Below are 19,525 nucleotides of genomic sequence, written 5' to 3'. Positions count from 1 at the left end.
TATACACTATTGCGATGACTCAATCCCAAAATCATACACCGATGATGCAGCAGTATCTGCGCATCAAGGCGGAACATCCTGATTTTTTGCTGTTTTATCGCATGGGCGACTTTTACGAGTTGTTTTTTGATGATGCGCATAAAGCCGCCGAGTTGCTGGATATCACCCTGACCGCCAGGGGCAGCAGTAACGGCGCACCGATCCCGATGGCCGGTGTGCCATACCATGCCGCCGACAGCTACCTGTCGCGGCTAATCAAACTGGGTGAGTCGGTAGCGATTTGTGAACAGACCGGCGATCCGGCCAAAAGCAAAGGCCCGGTAGAAAGGAAAGTGGTGCGGGTTTTAACGCCCGGCACCTTGACCGAAGAAGCCCTGCTCGACAGTCGCAATGAAAACCTGCTGGTTGCAGTCAGTCACAATAAGGGCCGTTATGGCCTTGCCTCGGCGGAGATTGCCAGTGGCCGTTTTAGCGTGGCTGAAATGGACAGCCAGAGTGAGCTTTTCGCTGAACTGGCGCGTTTGCAACCCGCTGAAATTTTGATCAGCGATAGCGAACTGGATGATTTCCAGAATTTTGAAAAATCTTTGCGGCCATTGCCACAGTGGCACTTTGAACAGAAAGCGGCGCGAACGCGGCTGTGTGAACATTTCAAAACACCGGATTTAAAAGGCTTTGGCTGTGATGATCTGGCCCTGGCCACCAGTGCTGCTGGCTGTCTGCTCAATTATGCCCAGCAAACCCACCGCACCGCCTTACCGCATCTGCGCCAGGTTCGCGTTGAATATACCAAGGACAGCATCCGTCTGGATCCGCAGTCACGACGTAACCTGGAACTGGAACAGAACCTGGCAGGCGGTCGTGACAATACTTTGATTTCAGTACTGGATAAAACCGCCACACCGATGGGCGCGCGTCTGCTGAGACGCTGGCTGATGCGGCCGATTCGAGATACCCGGACGTTAAAGCAGCGTCAGGAAGGCATTCAGCAGTTTATTGATAAGCAAACATTCAGTGATTGTCATGCGTTGATGCGACCACTGGGTGATATCGAGCGAATTTTGTCACGGATTGCGCTGCGTAGTGCCCGGCCCCGCGATTTTATGCACCTGCGGCGCATGCTGGACATGCTGCCGGACATGCATGACTTACTGAAACCGATGACCAGCCTGCATTTGCGTCATTTGGATCGAACCCTGGGGCATTTCAGCGAATTAAAGCAGCTGTTGCAAACGGCCATCCTGGATGAACCGCCGGTATTGATTCGTGATGGCGGGGTGATTCGGCCCGGTTACGATGAAGAACTGGATCGGCTGCGCGATCTGCATCAGAACGCCAGCGGTTTTCTCGATGATGTCGAAGTGCGTGAACGCGAGCGTACCGGGGTCAGCAGCCTTAAGGTTGGTTACAACAAGGTGCATGGCTATTACATTGAATTCAGCCGTGCCCATGATATTGAAGTGCCCACCGAGTACGTGCGTCGGCAGACCCTGAAGAATGCCGAGCGCTATATCACGCCTGAATTGAAAAGTTTCGAAGAACAGGTGCTAAGCGCCAATGAAAAAGCGTTGGCACTGGAAAAGTCACTCTACGACGGGCTGTTCGACAAACTGCTGCCCGAGTTGCCAGCGCTGGAGCATTCAGCGGCTGCACTGTCTGAATTGGATGTTTTAGCCAATCTGGCGGAACGCGCCGAGACGCTGGATTATGTCGCACCGCAATTTACTGATGAGGCCGGAATCAGTATCGAAGCGGGCCGTCATCCTGTGGTCGAAGCCAGTCAAAGCGCGCCATTTTGTGCCAATGATTTAAGACTTTCCGGCAGCCAGCCGATGTTGATTATTACCGGCCCCAATATGGGCGGTAAATCCACTTATATGCGCCAGACGGCGCTGATCGTAGTGATGGCCCATATGGGCAGTTTTGTGCCGGCGAGCAGGGCGGTGATTGGGCCGGTCGATCAGGTCTTTACCCGTATCGGCGCGTCGGATGATCTGGCCGCTGGCCGTTCGACCTTTATGGTGGAAATGAACGAGGCCGCCAATATTCTTAACAATGCCACGCATCACAGCTTGGTTTTGATGGATGAAATCGGCCGCGGCACCAGCACCTTTGATGGTCTGGCTCTGGCCTGGTCCTGCGCTGAAAAACTGATCCGCGATATTGGCGCTTATAGCCTGTTCGCCACCCATTACTTTGAAATGACGCAACTGCCTGAATTATTCGACAAGGCGCGCAATGTCCATCTGGATGCGATTGAGCATGGTGACAAGATTGTGTTTTTGCATCAGCTCAAAGAAGGGGCGGCGAATCAGAGCTACGGCCTGCAGGTGGCGCATCTGGCCGGGGTGCCGGCAGATGTGATTTCAGCGGCGAGAATGAAGCTGCAACAACTGGAACAGAGCCGCTATCAGGGCGAAGCCGTTCAGAATGCACCGCAACCGGATCTGTTTGTCAGCAATGAACAGTCCGAGCTGGAAAAACGGCTGCAGCAAATCAGTCCTGATGAACTCAGTCCCAGACAGGCGCTGGATTTGCTGTATGAGTTAAGCCGTATGGCGAAAGCGGGTATGTAACTTATCCGCAGATTACGCAGATTTTCGCATAAACAGACAAGGCTGGCGGGACGTTACTTCAGAAGCAGGCCACGATCAGGCCACGATAAAGCCGTTGCAAGAATAAGCCTTTGTTAGTCGTTTTAATCGATGTCCATCTGCGTAATCTGCGGATGTAGCTAGTGTAGGTGTTGCTTCCTGGCGTTCATGAACTCGCCCAGTTTTTCCGGACGCGGTGGCATCTGTACGTGGAAACCCTGATTTGCCAGGTTTTGCATTACCAAGTTGACGTCTTCCCGTGCCAGTGGACGTTCTGCACTTAATTCCAGTTCCATCACAAACACCGGCTCTTTGCCCATGGAATCATAGAGTTCCTGAGGCACGTCGGAGAAATCATCCTTGTTGGCAATGTAGAGATAGAGCTCTTCTTTTTTGGTGCTTTTATAGATAAAGGTTTTCATCGTATTAGAAACTAGGCAATCGGTGGATGGTAGATAATCTGCACCACGGTGCCAGCCGGATCGAAACAGTAGAAGCTGCGGGCGCCGTCGCGGTGGGTGCGTGGGGCGTTACGCATATTAACATCATGAGCTTGCAGGAACTCAAACCACGCATCAACCTCATCCATGGTGGGAATAATAAAACCGATATGATCCAGCTTTTGCTGCTCGGCCGGCGCCGGGGTCACTTCGGCCCTGTGCAGGGCAAGATTATCGTTGCCCGAGGTCAGGTAAACATTATCCTGATCAGGCCGCCACTCGACCTCCATACCCATCAGATCCACATAAAATTTTTCGCAGCCAGCAAGATCAGTCACAAACAGGGCAATATGGCGCATACCGCCGGTTTTACCGGGTCTTTGCATTAATCTTCTCCAAATACGTGTTGGCAGCAGCGCTGCCAGATATCGAGGCCGAACTGGTTCTCAATCACCAGTGGCAGCGCGACCGAACCACAGCTCAACAGCCTGTCATGAAATGCCTTGAGCTCTTCACCATCAGCAGGTTTGATAATATCTCGCAAGGCATTAATCAATGCCCAGCCCACGGCATAACTCATGGGCACGGTCGGTGCCTGGCTGTACCAGTTACATTCGCCCGTCGCCTGAGCTTGGCTGAAGCCGAGCTTATCGACCATTTGCTGGGCGGCCTGTTCCAAAGTCCAGACGCCGGTATGAATATTGACATCAATGATAATACGAAGCGCACGCCACAGCCTGTCGCGCAGCATCACAATCTGCTGGCCTCGATAGCGTTCGAAACCTTGTTCCAGCATCATCTGTTCGCAGTAGAGTGCCCAGCCTTCATAGAGGGTGGCGCAGGGATAGAGACGCCGCAGTAACTGACTTCCCTCATCAGACTGGTTGGCGGTCACAAACTGCAGGTGATGTCCAGGCCAGGCCTCATGCACGCTGGTTTGAGTGATGGCAGCATAGTTATGTTCCAGAAGCTCGGCATCTCTGCTCACTGGCGTCACATAGTAAAACGCGCTCTGACTGAGGTCGGCGACACTGGGGTCCAGATAAGCGGCAAATGGAATCTGGTGACGCAAAAAGCCCGGTGTGTCCACGACGTTAAGGTGTTGTCGGCCTGGTAATGTAACCAGATCATGCTCTTTCAGAAAATCCTTGGCGGCCTGCATTTCCTGCTGATAGGTCGACAATAATTGTGCCGCACGTGGGTGATGCTCACGGATCTGCGCCAGACTCAGACCGGATTCAGTCTCGGCTTGTTCAAGCTGCTGCAGAGTCTGTTTAAACAGTTTTTCACCAAAACGCTTGAGACGCTCGGCGCTGACCGGCAGAAAATGGCGATGTTGCAGCAAGCGTTCAAAATGCTCACGGCCACAGGCGGCGTCGCCACTGGCTTTGCCTTCCAGGCGCTGCAGAACGTGGTGCAGGTCTTCCAGTGCTTTGCCGGCTTCCTGCAAAGCGCCATCTATCGACTCATGCTGGAGCAGCGCCTTCTGCACCCGAGGGTGGGAAGATAATTCATGACAGAAATGCACGCCTGCTTTGCATTCCTGCGTGGCCATTTGCAGCCAGACCGGCGGGATGATGGCGGGTTTTGCATTGAGATAGGTCTTGGCTTCACGTACCCGTAGCGGAATCTTCTGCAAGCGTGACAATAAGGCTTGACTGAAACTTTCCAGCGGTCTGATAGTGAGCTGATGCAGGGCATGAATGGGCAGAAAGCGGGTGGGATCGCGGTAACGCCAGTCATGTTCCATTAATTCGTGATGTTCCAGAACGGCCCAGCCCTTGAGCACCTGGTAGTTGAGGTGCTGATCCGCATCAAGCTTTGCTGCATCAACTTCGTCCAGCGCCGCCAGGCACTTTTCATTGAGCACCAGTTGAATGCCCAGGCTGGTCTCATCACAGGGCGTCAGCTCACCGGCATAATCCTCAACGCCGGCATCCAGTGCATCTTCAGGGTTAAAGCGGCACCAGCTCGCCAGGTAGCTGTTTTCAATACGCCGATAGCTGTGGCCGGGTTCAGTCGACATCAATGATCTCGTAATCGTGGGTGATAGTGGCGGTTTTAGCCAGCATTAGCGTGGCCGAACAGTATTTTTCTATCGACATTTTAATGGCCCGCTCAACAAAGTTGGCTTTCACATTCTTGCCGGTGATTTTGTAGTGAACATGGATGTTGGTATACACCTTGGGCACTTCCTCGCTGCGTTCACCGTCAATTTCTACCACACAGTCTCTTACATCCTGACGTGACTTTTTGAGGATTTCAATCACGTCGAAGGTTGTGCAACCGCCCATCCCCAGCAATAGTAACTCCATGGGGCGCATGCCGGTGCCATGGCCGCCGGCTTCTTCCGGACCGTCCATCACAATTGTGTGACCGGTTCCTGATTCACCCAGGAACATCACATCTTCAACCCATTTCACTCGTGCTTTCATTCAAATGCTTCCCGAAGTTGATAAATAACTTTAATTTTGCCATATTTGTGAAATTGCCAACGATAAAACAAGCGTGGCAACGCTACAATTCGCAGCCGGTTTTTATTTGGAATAATGGATGGAATATCACAAACATAAAGCACTTGAAGAAGGTCTTGCAGACTTCTTCCACAGTTGTCACAGTAAATTTTATCCTGCTAAAAATATCATCATCCGTCCCGGCGACCCCGCAGACACGCTGTTTTATATCCGCGAAGGCTCCGTCACCGTCTGCATGGAAAATGAAGAGGGTGAAGAACTGATTGTTGCCTATCTGAACAAGGGCGACTTTATCGGTGAAATCGGTTTCTTTTCCGAGGTAGGCGACAGAATGGTCACCATTCGCGCTAAAACCGATGTCAGGACCGAAGAAATCTCCTACCAGCAACTGCGTAGCCTGGCCGAAACCCAGCTGAAAAGCTGTTATCCCACTTTGCTTTACACCCTGGGTGAGCAAATGGCCACGCGTCTGCTTTCAACTACCCGCAAGGCTACCGACCTGGCATTTCTTGATGTTGCCGGGCGTGTAGAAGCCGCGTTGACCGAACTCGCTGCCCAGCCTGATGCCATGCGTCATCCGCAGGGCACGCAAATCAAAGTTACCCGCCAGGAAATCAGTCGCATGGTCGGCTGTTCCCGCGAAATGGTGGGCCGGGTACTGAAAGAGCTGCAGGAAGATGGCAGCGTCTGGGCCCACGGCAAAACCGTGATCATCTATGACGAGGCTCATCGCCAGAAAACGCCGGTCATCAAAAAACTCTGACTCTCAGTGAAAGGCCGGGTGTCTTACCGGCCTGAGTTTCCAATCAATGCTCAGAAAAACAGCTTGTGCAGTTGTTCACCCGGGTCATCAGCCCGCATAAAGGCTTCACCGACCAGGAAACCATGGACATCATTTTCGCGCATCAGCTGCACATCCTCAGGCGTGTGTATACCGCTTTCGGTCACTACGATGTGGCCTTCAGGAATTCGCTGTAGCAAAGACAAAGTCGTGTCCAGCGAGGTATCGAAGGTGCGCAGATCACGGTTGTTAATACCAATAAGTGGCAGGTTAAGCACCAGGGCGCGTTCCAGTTCAGCCAGATCGTGTACCTCGACCAATACATCCATCCCCAGTTGCAAAGCCAACTGGCTCAGATCTTCAAGCTGATTATCATTGAGTGCGGCGACAATCAGCAAAATGCAGTCGGCATTAATGGCGCGCGCTTCAAACACCTGATAGGGCGAGATAATAAAATCCTTGCGGATCACCGGCAGGTCACAGGCTTTCCGGGCCTGCTGCAGATATTCTTCATGACCCTGGAAAAAGTCACGGTCGGTCAGCACTGACAGGCAGGCTGCGCCATTGCGGGCATAACTGGCGGCGATCTCAGCCGGTTCAAAATGCTCCCGAAGCAGACCTTTGCTGGGTGAAGCTTTTTTAATTTCAGCAATCACACCGGGCTGGCCATCGGCAATTTTTTGCGACATGGCTTCAACAAAGCCACGCGGACGATCTGCCTGTTCGGCCAGTTGCTGAATGATGCCGGGCGGGATTTTTTTGCTGCGCTCGGTAATTTCCTCTTTTTTACGATCGAGGATTTTAACCAGAATATCGGGCGTGTTTTCAGACATGATTCGATGTGGGCCTTAAACTAATTTATCCGTTTCTGCTGCTGACGATGAGCGCATGAAGCTTATCCATGGCATCGCCGGCATCGATAGCGGCGGCTGCCATTTCGATGCCTTCTGCCAAGCTGGGTGCAATATCACTGGCATAAATCGCGGCGCCGGCATTGAGCACAACGATATCGCGCGCCGGTCCGGGCTTGCCGTCAAAGATGCCCTTGATGATAGTCAGACTGTCGTTAGCATTTTGCACAGTCAAAGTCTTCACATCACTGCGGCTCATTGCAAAATCTTCCGGCTGGATGGTGTAAGTGCTTATCGCCCCATTCTTTAATTCCGCAACATGGGTCTCGGCGCCGATACTGATTTCGTCCAGCCCGTCTTCAGCATGCACCACCAGCACATGTTCACTGCCCAGTTTCTGCAGCACTTCGGCCATGGGTCTGACCCATTTTTTGTCGTATACACCCAGTACCTGATGGGCCGCACGGGCCGGGTTGGTCAAGGGTCCCAGCAGGTTGAAAATGGTGCGTACGCCCATTTCCCGGCGCGGGCCGATGGCGTGTTTCATTGCGCCATGATGTTTCTGGGCGAACATAAAGCCGACACCGACCGAGTCGACGCAGTGTTTGACCTGTTCTGGGGTCAGTTCCAGGTTGACGCCTGCAGCTTCCAGCACATCGGCACTGCCGGAGCTGCTGCTGATTGAGCGGTTACCATGTTTGGCCACTTTAGCACCGGCTGCGGCGACCACGATGGCGCTGGCAGTCGAGACATTGAAGGTACTGGCACCATCGCCTCCGGTACCGCAGGTGTCGACTACATGGTCGCCGTCAATCTCCACAGCGGTAGCCAGTGAGCGCATGACTTCTGCGGCGGCCGCGATTTCAGTCACGGTTTCACCTTTCATGCTCAGGCCGATCAGAAAACCACCAATCTGGGCTGGCGTGGCGTTGCCGGTCATAATCTGGTTCATAACGTCACGCATTTGATCGCGATCCAGATCCTGATGCCGGGTGACCAGTTTTAATGCCGCTTGAATATCCATAACGGGACTCAACGCTCCAGGAAGTTTTTCAGTAATTCGTGCCCTTGCTGGGTCAGGATCGATTCAGGGTGAAACTGCACGCCCTCGACCGGCAGGGTTTTGTGTTCAACGCCCATGATTTCATCCAGTTCACCGTCTTCAGTTTCAGTCCAGGCGGTGATGCTGAAACAGTCGGGCAGGGTGTTTTTATCAATCACCAGCGAGTGATAGCGGGTGGCTTCCAGCGGATTATTCAGGCCGCGGAACACACTGCTGTTGTTGTGATACACCATAGAGGTCTTGCCATGCATGATTTCTCGCGCATGCACGATTTTACCACCAAACACCTGCCCAATAGCCTGATGACCCAGGCATACCCCCAGTAAGGGCTTCTTGCCAGCAAAGTGCTTGATGACTTCCATTGATATACCGGCTTCATTGGGCGTGCAGGGACCGGGTGAAAGTACGATTTTATCCGGATTCAGTGCCTCGATATCGGCGATGGAAATTTTATCGTTGCGGTGTACGACGACCTCTTCACCCAGCTCACCAAAGTACTGCACCAGGTTGTAGGTGAAAGAATCGTAATTGTCGATCATTAACAGCATAAGTGTTCCCGGCTCAGTGCGCCAGATGCGGGTCGGCTTCCAGCCCCGCTTCTGCCATGGCAACAGCTTTGAAAATGGCTCTTGCCTTATTCATGGTTTCTTTCCATTCCAGCTCAGGGACGGAATCATAAACGATACCGGCACCGGCCTGGATATGCAGCGTTTCATCTTTAATCACAGCGGTACGAATCGCGATCGCCGTGTCCATATTGCCCGACCATGACAGGTAACCCACAGCACCGGCATACACACCACGCTTGACCGGCTCGAATTCATCAATGATTTCCATGGCCCGGACCTTGGGCGCACCGCTGACTGTACCGGCGGGGAAGGTGGCTCGCAGCGCATCCAGCGCAGACATATCCTCGAGCACTTTGCCGGTGACGTTGGAGACGATATGCATCACATGGGAATAACGTTCGATCACCATTTTGTCGGTCAGTTCCACAGTACCGGTCTGGCTGACGCGGCCGATATCATTACGGCCCAGATCAATCAGCATAAGATGTTCGGCCAGTTCTTTAGGATCCGCCAGCAGCTCTTGCTCGAAGGCGATATCCTCATCTTCAGTTTTGCCGCGGCGACGGGTACCGGCAATCGGCCTGACCGTGACTTCCTGGTCTTCCATACGCACCAGAATTTCCGGGGATGAACCCACCACATGGAAATCCTTGAGATTCAGATAGTACATATAGGGCGACGGGTTCAGTGTGCGCAGTGCTCGGTACATATCCACCGGCTGGGCAGCAAACGGAATCGACAGCCGCTGCGATAAAACGACCTGCATGATGTCGCCATCGTTAATGTACTTTTTGGCTTTATCTACCGCGTCGACAAAGCCGTCATGGGTGAAGCCCGAGACAAAGTCATCTTCATTGACGCGGCGACGCTCGCCTTTCTGCTGGAATTTGGGCGTGGTGTTGCGCAGGGTCTCAACCAGTTCATCAAGTCTTGCCTGACCGCGCTGATAGGCATTGTCCTGTGCCGGGTCGGCGTGCACGATGAAAAACAGACGCCCACTGAGGTTATCAAAGACCACCAGTTCATCGGACACCATGAGCATGATATCGGGACAGCCCAGAGGGTCAGAAGCCGGCGCTTCACCCAGACGTGTCTCAACATAACGCACCGTGTCATAACCGAAGTAACCGACCAGGCCACCGTTGAACTTGGGTAAATCCGCCATTTCCGGCACTTTGAAGCGTTGCTGGAAACGTTCTACCCAGGCCAGTGGATCTTCGCTGTAATCGCTTTCTGTGATTTGGCCCTGGTGTTCGACGGTGATATCAAAGCCATGAACACGAACCACGGTGTCACAGGGCAGGCCGATGATTGAATAACGGCCCCATTTCTCGCCGCCCTGAACCGACTCAAACAAGTAGGAATAGGGGGCATCAGCCAGCTTCAGGTAGGTACTGAGCGGGGTGTCCAGATCAGCCAGGACCTCCCTGGCCAGCGGAATGCGGTTATAGCCATCAGCGGCCAGTTGTTCGAATTGTCCCTGTTTCATTGTTATTCGTTAAATAAGCCTTCCAACTCGGCGAAACTGTCAATCACGGCATCCGGTTCGGCACTGCGGATATCGGTGCCGTGGTTGTAGCCGTAGCTCATGCATACTATGCGAAATCCGGCGCCACGTGCAGCTTTTACATCACTTTCCGAGTCGCCAATCATCAGCGCTTTGTCAGCACTGACGCTAAAATAGGCGGCACCTTGTAACAGCGGTGCCGGGTCGGGCTTTTTCTGCGGCAGCGTATCGCCGCTGATCACTATCTCAAAATAATCCCGGATTTGCAGTGTCTGCAGCATCGGCAGCGTAAATGCCTCAGGTTTGTTGGTCACACAGCCCAGATGAATATTTTCTGACTGCAACCAGTCGAGTCCTTTAATTACACCGGGATACAACTCACTGCGCTGGCAACTGTTATTACGATACAGGTCCATGAACAGCGGGAATGCCTGTTCATAGCGTGCATCGTCCGGTTCGCCATCCATGTCACCGGTCAAAGCACGTTTGAGCAATTTTTCAACACCATTGCCCACCCAGTTTCTGACCTGGCTTTCTCCACATGGTGGCTGCCCCATTTGTTCCAGCATACGATTGGTACACCACGCCAGATCCGGCACGCTGTCAACCAGCGTGCCGTCCAGATCGATCAGCACGACCTCGTGGTGGGGCAGCGCCATCGATATAGCTTAGATGTTGGCTTTGGCCAACTCTTCGCGCAGCGCAGCAATAACTGTTTCGTACTGGTTCGGGTCGCTGTCTTTGGCAGCACCGAATACAGCAGAACCGGCCACGAAAGTGCGGGCGCCGGCTTCGGCGATTTCGCGGATATTGTTGACGTTGACGCCGCCATCGATTTCCAGATCGATGTCATAGCCGCTTTCGTCAATCATCTTGCGTGCCTGTTGCAGTTTATCCAGCGTGTGCGGAATGAATTTCTGACCACCGAAACCGGGGTTCACTGACATCAGCAGGATACGGTCAACTTTGTCCAGCACGTGCTCTGCCAGCGACAGCGGTGTTGCCGGGTTGAATACCAGACCGGTTTTACAGCCTTCGCCTTTGACCAGTTGCAGGCTGCGGTCAATGTGATCAGAGGCTTCCGGGTGGAAAGTGATGAATGAAGCACCGGCTTTGGCAAAGTCGGGAATAATACGGTCAACCGGCTTAACCATCAGGTGCACGTCAATTTCGTGGGTGACGCCATGCTTACGCAGCGCATCACAGACCAGCGGGCCAATAGTCAGGTTGGGGACATAGTGGTTATCCATCACGTCAAAGTGAACGATATCGGCACCTGAGGCCAGCACGTTGTCAACTTCTTCACCCAGACGGGCAAAGTCTGCAGACAGAATAGACGGAGCAATTTTAAATTCAGCCATGTTGTTCTCTCTTAAAATCGATTTAGAAATTCTGCTTAAACCCGGTACTTTACCGTATCAGGTCGCATTTTTCAGCTTTTGAAATGATCTCGTGAAGATTATACTTGGGCCAGCAATATGAATGATATGGTGCACAGTTTGCAAATAGTCGGGAAAACCGCTGTCGCGGCGATGCTGTTGATATTGGTCAGTTATGTTCAAGCTGCTGACGAGACTGAAAGCTCGGCGGATGACGCAAAGGGGTTAATTCAGCAAAGCGGCCATGTTGAGGGCTTTATGCGCTTACCGGTGGCCGATGACGAGGTGGATGCTACTTTTCTCGCCGGTCGACAGGGCGTGGATCATGGCAAGATTCTGATCCTGCATGATGCCGAGCAGGGTATCGACAGTCATGGTCTGGTGCGTACTCTGCGCACTGGACTGGCCGACTCGGGCTGGTCGACAATGACAGTGGCACTGACCTATCCCTCATCACCGCAACTGTTTTTATCCACACAGGCTGTCTCAGCCACTAACACTGAGCAAGACGGTGCCACTGAGGCTGAGCAAGAACCTTCGGCAGACAATGACGCCGTTACCGATACAGCACAGCCTGACAATGACAACACGGCCAGGGTGGGCGCGGCTCTAGCCTATCTCAATGCCCAGCAGCCGGGTCCCACAGTGCTGATTACGATTGGTGAAGGTGCCACACTGACCAATGTGGCTGTCAGCCAGATGCAAGCACCGCGTGGTCTGGTCTGGATCGCGCCTGCCAGCACGCTGGCAGCAGCACCGGAAATCAGCCCGTTGCTGGATATTGACGCTGTACCAGCGGGCGACAAAAACCTTGAGGCCATCAAACGCAAAAAATTGATGAAACAAAGTCAGCATCCTGCATATGACCAGCGTCTGATGACGGGCGCCGGCTATCACTTTGCAGGCTTTGAAAACCGGGTGCTGGCTTATCTGCGTGGCTGGGCTAGCAAACATTTTGTGACTAAGGATTCTAACTGATGCGCCTTTACGGTGATGGCAGATTGGTGCATCAGGCGCAGTCTGATGAAGGGGTCATTGAAGTCGTCGACAGTGGCGATAGCCGGTCTTTGCATTTTGGTACTCATCCCCGTCAAAGTTCAATGCGCATCAGCGATCCGGCTTATCTCGATCTCAGTTATACCCAGGCCATGATGGGCGCGTTGTTACTAAACCCAGTTCCGCGCCGGGTGCTGATTGTGGGTCTGGGCGGGGGATCGCTGGTCAAGTTTCTGTTGCATCACTTTCCCCGTTGTCAGATCGATGTGGTCGAATACCGTCAGGATGTGATTGACGTGGCCCATCAGTTTTTTGGTCTGCCAGACCAAGAGCCCCGCCTAAACATCACACGCGGCGATGGCTATCTCCATGTCAGCCAGCTTTTCTATGAAACCGATATCAGCTACGACCTGTTGCTGGTAGATGCCTACAATCACAACGGCATGGCCGCCAGTGTCGGTGTGCAGCCTTTCTTTGATGCCTGCGTAGGCATTATGAGTGAAGATGGCGTTATGAGCATCAACCTCTGGGGCAGTGACCGGCCCGGCTTTAATACCACCATGCAACGGATCAACCAGAGCTTTCATGGCAGAACTATGCTGTTGCCGGTAGAAAACAAGGGCAATGTCATTGCGCTGGCAAGCCGCTTTGCAGTCAGTCACAGTGAACTCAAATTACTCAGACAGCAGGTCGACGACTGGGAAATGCGTTACCGGATTAATCTGCCCAAATCGCTTCAGAACCTGATCCGGCAGAATCGTAACTTTATCAGCCGTCTGTTTGCCTAATGCAGCAGGGCATCTTTCTCAGTCTCGGATTATTACTGGTCACCGGCCTGTTATTCAGCCTGTTGGCTGCCCGTTTTCATCTGCCGCGCATCGCAGTTTATGCGCTGGCCGGGCTGGTATGGTCTCAGGATCTGCTTGGGGGAGTCACGGGGCTGCAGTTGGGTGACTGGACCAGCACGCTGACGGATACGGCCCTGGCCCTTATTGCTTATCTGATAGGTGGATCGGTCACCGCAAATCAGCTTAAAAGGCTGGGTAAAACCATTTTTGCCTGCACAGTAGGGGAAGTAGCGGGTGCTGCTTTAGTCGTCTTTGTTGCAGTATGGCTGTTTCTGAATGGAGAGCCCGATGCGCTGAGTCTGGCAGCCCTGCTCGCGGTGCTGGCGGCCAGCACGGCACCGGCGGCGACAGTGGCGGTGATTCATGAATACCGCAGTCGTGGCCCCTTAACGACCACGTTGCTGGGTGTGGTGGCGTTGGATGACGCGCTGGGTATTGTGTTGTTCTCGCTGTTAATGGTGTGGACGATCGGCACCAGTCTGACTGGGGCTATTTCAATGGCTGGCCTGGAGATTGGTGGCGCGCTGTTACTGGGCGCGCTGATGGGATGGGCACTGGCATTTTTCGGACACCGGGTCAGAAACCCGCACTTCTTCTTACCCATGGTGCTCAGTGCTCTATTGCTGAGCCAGGGACTGGCCGCCGTCTGGCATTGTTCACCGTTGCTCACAGCGATGGCATTGGGCTTTGTTGCCCGCGCTACCTTCAAGTCCGGCGGTGAGCGCTTGCTGGCGCCGATAGAATACCTGGAAGAACTGGTATTTTTAGTATTTTTCACCCTGGCCGGTGCACATTTTGAGCTGGATGTTTTTCTGCAAGGCGCAGAGCTGATTGTGATTTATGTCATTGCCCGTGTGCTGGGCAAACTGGCCGGTACCCGCCTTGCTGCACGTTGGTGTCGTGCTCCGAGTGCAGTGAGTCGCTATATAGGGCTGGGCCTGATACCGCAAGCCGGCATTGCCATTGGTCTGGCGCTGTCTTTGCTCAACCATCCGACTTTTGCTGAGCAGGGGCTGTTGATAGTCAATGTCATACTGGCCAGTACGCTTTTATATGAGCTTCTGGGACCCATTGCCACCCGCTATGCCTTAATGAAAGCGGGTGAAATCAGGAGGACGTTATCATGACTGAGTGCATCATCAACCTCACTGTCGGTCAGTGGATACAGCAACATCAGCATGGCTTGGTTGTGGTGAAACCGGAGACGGCTTTGCCGGATATTGTCAAAGCCTTACTCGCCAGCGACTCGCGTGATGCTTATGTTGTAGATAAGGGCAGAGTGCTGGGTCATCTCGGCTTTAACAAGCTGGTTAGCCATCTGTTTTCACCGGAAAGACCGGTTCATTCGCACCGACAGTTATTTGCCCAAGTCACCACGGCAACTGCTGCAGAATTAATGGATCCACATTTTACCTACTGCCGTGAAGATGAGCCCGTCAATCAGGTTTTGCACAGACAGTTGCAGAGTGATATCACAGATTTGATAGTATTAGCGACTGATAACACGCCGCTGGGCGTAGTCAGACTCACGGAACTGGTACGGGAAAGCCTGCAATGAGACATTTGTCCGCCCTCATTATTTTAATACTGCTGAGTATGTGGAACCTGCCGGTTGCGGCGATGGGCGACTACAAACTGCTTATCAAACGCTCCGAGCAGCGTCTGGTGGTCAAAAAAGATGATCAGGTGGTGCGCTCATTCCATGTGGCACTGGGCAGTGGTGGCAGTCAAGCAAAAGCAGAGGTCGGCGATCGCAGAACCCCAAAGGGGGATTACCATATCGTCCAGGTACGGGACAGCGACCGCTTTCATATGTTTATCCAGCTCGATTACCCGAGTGTGCGTGATGCTATCAATGCATTAAAGGCCAAACGAATCAGCAAGCAGGAATATCGCGATATTCTGGATGCGCATATCTACGGCAGGTTGCCACCGCAAAATACCAGGCTGGGTGGCGCAATCGGCATCCATGGTATTGGCATAGAAACCAAAAATAAGCTGGAAATTCATCAACTGGCGAACTGGACCCAGGGCTGTATTGCTCTGCGTAACAACGAGGTCGAGCAACTGGCCAGCTACATTACCAAAGGCACGATGGTCACCATCACTGACTAGGCGGCAAAACCTCACCCCAGGTGATTGAATTTGGTAGAATAATGCCAATTCCGCCTGATGCTCCCCGAGGACCCGATGCAAGCCGCGCCTGATTTATTCTCCTACCGTAAGTTCTGGGCCCACCGTTTTGGTGTGGCACCTGAATTACCTATGACCCGTGAGGAAATGGACGCGCTGGGCTGGGATTCCTGCGATATCATCATCGTCACCGGTGATGCTTATGTGGATCATCCCAGTTTCGGTATGGCGCTGATCGGCCGCTTACTGGAGTCACACGGCTTCCGCGTCGGTATTATTTCCCAGCCTGACTGGACCAGTGCTGAAGACTTTCAAAAACTGGGCAAACCCAATCTTTTTTTCGGGGTCACCGGCGGCAATATGGACTCCATGGTCAACCGCTATACCTCGGATCGCAAAGTACGCAGCAACGATGCCTACACCGCGGGCGGCGAGGGTGGTAAACGCCCGGATCGCAGCGTCGTGGTTTACAGTCAGCGTTGCCGCGAAGCGTTCAAAGGCGTGCCAGTCATCATTGGTGGCATTGAAGCCAGCCTGCGTCGTATTGCCCATTACGATTACTGGTCGGAAAAAGTCCGCCGCAGTGTGCTGATGGATTCCAAGGCAGACCTGCTGGTCTATGGTAATGGGGAACGCCAGGTAGTGGAGATTGCTCACCGTCTGGCGGCGGGAGAGCCGGTCAAGTCACTGGACGATATTCGCGGCACCGCCTATATGACTGCGCATGGCCGCAGAGAAGGATGGTGGGAAAAAGACTCCACCTCGGTCGATACCCCCGGCAAATTGAACCCGCCGATTGATCCCTACCAGATGCAGACTGAGGCCAGCTGCGCCGAAGAAAAAGCCCGCACCGAACAGGAAAAGGCCGACAAACCCGCTGGCAATGTGATTAAGATCCACCGCGTTTCGCCGCGTAACGCCGAGAAAACCGTCATTCGCCTGCCAGCCTTCAAGCTGGTCAAGGATGATGACGTCAGCTATGCCCATACCTCACGGATTTTGCACCTGGAAACCAATCCCGGCAATGCACTGGCTCTGGTTCAGCAACATGGCGACCGTGATGTCTGGCTTAACCCGCCGCCGATCCCGCTCACTACCAAGGAAATGGACGCGGTTTTCGATCTGCCCTACAGCCGTCTGCCGCATACCCAGTATGGCAAGATGAATATACCCGCCTATGAGATGATTCGTTTCTCAGTCAATATCATGCGTGGCTGTTTCGGTGGCTGTACGTTCTGTTCGATTACCGAGCATGAAGGCCGCATTATTCAGAGCCGCAGTGAAGATTCGATTATCAAGGAAGTGGAAGCCATTCGTGATACCACGCCCGGCTTTACCGGCGTTATTTCGGATCTGGGCGGGCCTACCGCCAATATGTACCGCCTGGCCTGTAAAGATGAAGAAATCGAAGCCAGTTGCCGCCGCCTGTCCTGTGTCTATCCCGGCGTTTGTAAAAACCTGAATACTGACCATACGCCGCTGATTAATCTCTACAAGCGCGCCCGTGCCTTGCCCGGTATTAAGAAGATCCTGATTGCCTCGGGGCTGCGTTATGACCTGGCGGTGTTATCACCCGAGTACGTAAAAGAACTGGTCACGCATCATGTCGGCGGTTATCTGAAAATTGCCCCTGAGCACACCGAGGACGGGCCTTTGTCGCAGATGATGAAACCGGGCATCGGCACTTACGACAAGTTCAAACAGATGTTCGACAAGTACTCAAAAGAGGCGGGCAAGGAGCAGTATCTGATCCCTTACTTTATCGCCGCCCATCCGGGCACCACTGATGAAGATATGATGAATTTGGCGCTGTGGCTGAAGCGCAATGACTTCCGGGCCGATCAGGTACAGGCCTATCTGCCGTCACCGATGTCGGCTGCCGCTGCGATGTATCATTCCGGCAAGAATACGCTGCACAAGGTGCGTCGTCAGGGCGGCGATATTACGGTGCCCAAGGGGCTGAAAGTGCGGCGTTTGCATAAAGCCTTTCTGCGTTATCACGATCCGGAAAACTGGCCGATGCTGCGTGAGGCGCTGAAAAAAATGGGACGGGCGGATCTGATCGGTAACGGCAAGAAACATCTGATCCCTAACTGGCAACCGGCAGGCACCGGGGGACGCGGTGAGGGCCAGCGCATCAGCAGCAAAGCCCACAAAGGCAAGACCTTCCGTACCCAGCATACCCGGCCGGGGAAAACCAAGGTCAAATCACGTCGTCGTCAGCGTTAGTCTGTTGGAATAAAAAATTATCTTATTTGCGAAACATTCGCTTTTGGCCGCTGTCCATGATGAAGTTCCAATAACTGGCTGAGTGCTCAATGCCAACTCACAACGCTGTCCACCGCTATGATCTGTTGTCCGTTCTACTGCACTGGACAATAGCTTTGTTCACCGTCGCTTTGTTTGCCTCCGGCCTGTGGATGGTGGATCTGGGTTATTACGATGACTGGTACTATCTGGCGCCATGGTGGCATAAAGGCATTGGCGTCATCACCGCCGGCCTGATTCTGCTGCGCTGGTTGTGGATGATACGCAGAGCTACTCCCGCCCCGGTAAGCACGCTCCCGTCATGGCAGCATTTCCTTGCCGGCCTGGTGCATATGCTGCTCAATCTTGCCGTGATTGTGCTGTTTATCAGCGGCTATCTGATTGTCACCGCCAAGGGCGACGGTCTCAGTGTTTTTGACTGGTTCACTATCCCTGCTTTGACGCAAGACCAAGCTGGCTGGTCTGAGCTGGTCAGCAGTCTGCACTTATGGGCTGGCTGGTTCATTATCGGCCTGGCGTCACTACACGCACTGGCAGCGCTCAAACATCACTTTATCGATGAGGATGCGACCTTAAAACGCATGTTGTTTATTCAATCAGGAGATGATTTATGAAAAAGACCTTGTTTGCCATGTCTTTGCTGGGACTGTCAGCGATGATGCCGGCCCAGGCAGCCGATTACGTGATCGATACCGAGAAAGCCCATGCGTTTATTGATTTTCGTATTCAGCATATTGGCTTTAGCTGGATGAGCGGACGTTTCAATGATTTCACCGGCACCTTCAGCTATGATGCCGAACAACCGGAAGCGTCCAGTGTTGATGTCAAAATCGATGTCGCCAGCGTGGATACCAACTTTGCTGAGCGGGACAAACACCTGCGTGAGAAATTTCTGCACACCAAGGACTATCCGCAAGCGACTTTCAAATCCACGTCATTTGAACAGCAGGACGACGGCAGTCTGATCATGACAGGCGATTTCACCCTGCATGGTGTCACCAATCAACTGGTGATTCCGGTAGAAAAAGTCGGCGAGGGGGAAGATCCGTGGGGCGGATACCGCGCCGGCTTTGTTGGTGAAACCAAATTCACCATCGCCGACTACGGTATTGATGTGACTAAACTGGGCCCGTCAGCGCAGGAAGTGCACCTGACCTTGTCGATTGAGGGCATTCGCCAGTAATCAGACCTGTTTGGCCAACTCGTAGAGCCGGTCAAACTCTTCAGGCAGGCTGCTTGCTGGTAGCGATTTGCCCGCGCGGCGGTACCAGTAGGCAGCATTGCCTTTATCTCCTTCAACGCAATGAAGATAACCATGCACCATGCAGGCAAGGCTATCCTCATAAACCTGTATCATGCGGTGAGCGCCATCCCAGTCACCCTGTGCCGCCAGTTCCAAAGATTGTAAGTGTTGTGTTGCCATATCAATCCTCCCAGAAATGATTTGACAACATTATGCTATAACAGATTGATATAAATGAAAAATTAGTCAGGCTTTATCAAGCTGCCTGAAGCGCTGTTATTAGTAATTACTACCCAGCATCAACAGGCCGCGGACAAAGGCGAAAGGCGAGGTCATAACTACAAATAACAGCTTGACGAGCTCGCGCAACACATAAATA

At 53.1% G+C, this 19,525-nt stretch carries 21 protein-coding genes; 10 read left to right on the top strand and 11 right to left on the bottom strand.

Annotated features, from left to right (window positions below):
* Positions 1 to 14: 14 nt before the first annotated feature.
* Positions 15 to 2,576: a DNA mismatch repair protein MutS gene (gene mutS / locus Q0X64_RS08870; RefSeq protein ID WP_297811546.1), complete on the top strand. Its 2,562-nt coding sequence runs from the start codon at positions 15 to 17 to the stop codon at positions 2,574 to 2,576.
* Positions 2,577 to 2,734: 158 nt separating this feature from the next.
* Here mutS and Q0X64_RS08865 read toward each other — a convergent pair whose 3' ends face one another.
* The 4 genes from Q0X64_RS08865 to Q0X64_RS08850 are packed head-to-tail and all read right to left on the bottom strand — an operon-like array spanning position 2,735 to position 5,469.
* Entirely contained in the window at positions 2,735 to 3,016 is a 282-nt protein-coding gene (locus Q0X64_RS08865) for a YcgL domain-containing protein (protein WP_297811542.1), read from the bottom strand.
* An 11-nt stretch (positions 3,017 to 3,027) separates the two neighbouring features.
* Complete coding sequence (locus Q0X64_RS08860; RefSeq protein WP_297811537.1) at positions 3,028 to 3,420, bottom strand: VOC family protein; 393 nt, start codon at positions 3,418 to 3,420, stop codon at positions 3,028 to 3,030.
* Complete coding sequence (locus tag Q0X64_RS08855) at positions 3,420 to 5,060, bottom strand: DUF885 domain-containing protein (RefSeq protein ID WP_297811534.1); 1,641 nt, start codon at positions 5,058 to 5,060, stop codon at positions 3,420 to 3,422. The genes Q0X64_RS08860 and Q0X64_RS08855 overlap by 1 nt, the downstream gene beginning before the upstream one ends.
* Positions 5,050 to 5,469: an OsmC family protein gene (locus Q0X64_RS08850; protein WP_297811531.1), complete on the bottom strand. Its 420-nt coding sequence runs from the start codon at positions 5,467 to 5,469 to the stop codon at positions 5,050 to 5,052. The genes Q0X64_RS08855 and Q0X64_RS08850 overlap by 11 nt, the downstream gene beginning before the upstream one ends.
* Before the next feature lie 118 nt (positions 5,470 to 5,587).
* Here Q0X64_RS08850 and crp point away from each other — a divergent pair, with 118 nt between their 5' ends.
* A complete protein-coding gene (gene crp / locus Q0X64_RS08845) occupies positions 5,588 to 6,271 on the top strand; it encodes a cAMP-activated global transcriptional regulator CRP (protein WP_297811529.1) in 684 nt (227 codons plus the stop codon).
* Positions 6,272 to 6,321: 50 nt separating this feature from the next.
* On the opposite strand, the gene trpC is transcribed toward crp, so the two are convergent.
* Genes trpC through rpe form a run of 6 tightly spaced genes read right to left on the bottom strand, consistent with a single transcriptional unit; the run spans position 6,322 to position 11,640 of the window.
* Entirely contained in the window at positions 6,322 to 7,122 is an 801-nt protein-coding gene (trpC, locus tag Q0X64_RS08840; RefSeq protein ID WP_297811527.1) for an indole-3-glycerol phosphate synthase TrpC, read from the bottom strand.
* A 25-nt stretch (positions 7,123 to 7,147) separates the two neighbouring features.
* A complete protein-coding gene (gene trpD, locus Q0X64_RS08835) occupies positions 7,148 to 8,164 on the bottom strand; it encodes an anthranilate phosphoribosyltransferase (protein ID WP_297811524.1) in 1,017 nt (338 codons plus the stop codon).
* Between the two features lie 8 nt (positions 8,165 to 8,172).
* On the bottom strand, positions 8,173 to 8,751 hold the full coding sequence (locus Q0X64_RS08830; protein WP_297811521.1) for an aminodeoxychorismate/anthranilate synthase component II: 579 nt from the start codon (positions 8,749 to 8,751) through the stop codon (positions 8,173 to 8,175).
* A 13-nt stretch (positions 8,752 to 8,764) separates the two neighbouring features.
* The gene (gene trpE, locus Q0X64_RS08825) at positions 8,765 to 10,261 is read right to left on the bottom strand and encodes an anthranilate synthase component I (protein ID WP_297811518.1); all 1,497 of its coding nucleotides are present in this window, start codon (positions 10,259 to 10,261) and stop codon (positions 8,765 to 8,767) included.
* 2 nt (positions 10,262 to 10,263) lie between these two features.
* Complete coding sequence (locus Q0X64_RS08820; protein WP_297811515.1) at positions 10,264 to 10,938, bottom strand: phosphoglycolate phosphatase; 675 nt, start codon at positions 10,936 to 10,938, stop codon at positions 10,264 to 10,266.
* A 9-nt stretch (positions 10,939 to 10,947) separates the two neighbouring features.
* A complete protein-coding gene (gene rpe, locus Q0X64_RS08815; protein ID WP_297811511.1) occupies positions 10,948 to 11,640 on the bottom strand; it encodes a ribulose-phosphate 3-epimerase in 693 nt (230 codons plus the stop codon).
* Positions 11,641 to 11,766: 126 nt separating this feature from the next.
* Here rpe and Q0X64_RS08810 point away from each other — a divergent pair, with 126 nt between their 5' ends.
* From Q0X64_RS08810 to Q0X64_RS08775, 8 genes are all read left to right on the top strand, one after another.
* Complete coding sequence (locus tag Q0X64_RS08810) at positions 11,767 to 12,636, top strand: DUF3530 family protein (RefSeq protein ID WP_297811508.1); 870 nt, start codon at positions 11,767 to 11,769, stop codon at positions 12,634 to 12,636.
* Positions 12,636 to 13,442: a spermidine synthase gene (locus Q0X64_RS08805; protein WP_297811505.1), complete on the top strand. Its 807-nt coding sequence runs from the start codon at positions 12,636 to 12,638 to the stop codon at positions 13,440 to 13,442. Before Q0X64_RS08810 ends, Q0X64_RS08805 begins: the two co-directional genes overlap by 1 nt.
* Positions 13,442 to 14,629 (top strand): cation:proton antiporter, encoded by a 1,188-nt coding sequence (locus tag Q0X64_RS08800; protein ID WP_297811502.1) that lies wholly within the window; start codon positions 13,442 to 13,444, stop codon positions 14,627 to 14,629. Before Q0X64_RS08805 ends, Q0X64_RS08800 begins: the two co-directional genes overlap by 1 nt.
* Entirely contained in the window at positions 14,626 to 15,060 is a 435-nt protein-coding gene (locus Q0X64_RS08795; protein WP_297811499.1) for a CBS domain-containing protein, read from the top strand. Before Q0X64_RS08800 ends, Q0X64_RS08795 begins: the two co-directional genes overlap by 4 nt.
* Complete coding sequence (locus tag Q0X64_RS08790) at positions 15,057 to 15,617, top strand: L,D-transpeptidase (RefSeq protein ID WP_297811496.1); 561 nt, start codon at positions 15,057 to 15,059, stop codon at positions 15,615 to 15,617. Before Q0X64_RS08795 ends, Q0X64_RS08790 begins: the two co-directional genes overlap by 4 nt.
* 75 nt (positions 15,618 to 15,692) lie before the next feature.
* Positions 15,693 to 17,864, top strand: a complete 2,172-nt coding sequence (locus Q0X64_RS08785; protein WP_297811493.1) for a YgiQ family radical SAM protein — start codon at positions 15,693 to 15,695, stop codon at positions 17,862 to 17,864.
* Between the two features lie 89 nt (positions 17,865 to 17,953).
* Positions 17,954 to 18,517 (top strand): cytochrome b, encoded by a 564-nt coding sequence (locus Q0X64_RS08780; protein ID WP_297811490.1) that lies wholly within the window; start codon positions 17,954 to 17,956, stop codon positions 18,515 to 18,517.
* The gene (locus Q0X64_RS08775) at positions 18,514 to 19,086 is read left to right on the top strand and encodes a YceI family protein (protein WP_297811487.1); all 573 of its coding nucleotides are present in this window, start codon (positions 18,514 to 18,516) and stop codon (positions 19,084 to 19,086) included. Before Q0X64_RS08780 ends, Q0X64_RS08775 begins: the two co-directional genes overlap by 4 nt.
* Here the strand turns inward: Q0X64_RS08775 and Q0X64_RS08770 are convergent, their stop codons facing one another.
* On the bottom strand, positions 19,087 to 19,326 hold the full coding sequence (locus Q0X64_RS08770) for a hypothetical protein (RefSeq protein ID WP_297811484.1): 240 nt from the start codon (positions 19,324 to 19,326) through the stop codon (positions 19,087 to 19,089).
* Positions 19,327 to 19,525 lie beyond the last annotated feature (199 nt).

The organism is uncultured Methylophaga sp. (assembly GCF_947259025.1).
Taxonomy (GTDB): Bacteria; Pseudomonadota; Gammaproteobacteria; order Nitrosococcales; family Methylophagaceae; genus Methylophaga.
Note: the sequence above shows the minus strand (reverse complement) of the source record. Positions and strands in the feature narration are given on the sequence as shown.